This window comes from Oleiphilus sp. HI0061 (genome assembly GCF_001635675.1).
Map to the genome: position 1 here is coordinate 1 of NZ_LWFE01001815.1, position 936 is coordinate 936.

The window sequence follows — 936 nt, forward strand, 5'->3', positions numbered from 1 at the left end:
CACGGGCCGGGGCGTCTACCGCCTGGATGCTAATCTGCTTGTCGACAAGACTATTTATCCCTGGAATATGACCTTGAACATGTCCTATGGAAAATATATTGAACGTCCTGTTAACGAAGACTCTAGCGGCTTTATCGACCCCTATGATCTGCAATTAGGTAAGCGCCTGTCAACAAGCCTGGCTTTTGGTTATACGCATTTTTTAGACTCAATGGACACGCTTACTGTGACCACATCCTATAATGATTTACGCGAAAAGGTCGGTGAAATTGATGGGAATAAAGACATCTCCCTTCCTGGTTTTCAAAAGCAGTCGCTGGGATTAAGTATTGCCTATTCAACAGTCGCTATGGATTGGATCTACAAGCTCTCGTGGAATCATGCGCTCAGTGGTGAAGACTTTGCTGCAACAGATATTTTAAGTTTGGGAGTGAGCTATGTTCTACGTTAGATTTCGTTTAATTAGCATGCTTTTCCTTGGGCTATTATTATCTGCTTGTAACGAAGATTTAAACCCTTCCAGTGAAGATAAACGCGAAAGTGTGCAAGCGGGTAGTATCGGTAACCAGGTCAACCAGGTTGCTAGTGACTTCAGCATTCTTGACACTGAAGACAATGTGCTGACTTTAAGTGATGAATTAACCGCTTATGATGCGGTTGTACTTTATTTCACCATGTGGTGTCCGCTTTGTGATAGCCATATGTCGAGTATTCGCGAGTCAATCAAGCCAAACTATCCGAACATTCATTTTATTAGTATTGATTATGTCTCAGGATCGATTGAACAAGCCCGGGCGAATCAGATCTCTAGCGGTTATCGCTCTGAAACAGTGGTAGCAGATACTGCTCATAACTTAACTGAGAAGTTCAAGGGAGATATGGGCGTTACGGTTGTGATCAATTCAGACGGCCTCATTCTTATGAATGAAGGCTTCA

2 protein-coding genes are annotated in these 936 nt (G+C 43.1%); both read left to right on the forward strand.

All coding sequences use genetic code 11. The features are described 5' to 3' along the window. A partial coding sequence (locus A3735_RS31575) for a hypothetical protein (protein WP_197486103.1) occupies nucleotides 1-451 on the forward strand: 451 nt, incomplete at its 5' end. Continuing rightward, on the forward strand, nucleotides 438-936 hold a 499-nt coding region (locus tag A3735_RS27655), incomplete at its 3' end, for a redoxin domain-containing protein (RefSeq protein ID WP_156499973.1). The genes A3735_RS31575 and A3735_RS27655, both read left to right, overlap by 14 nt.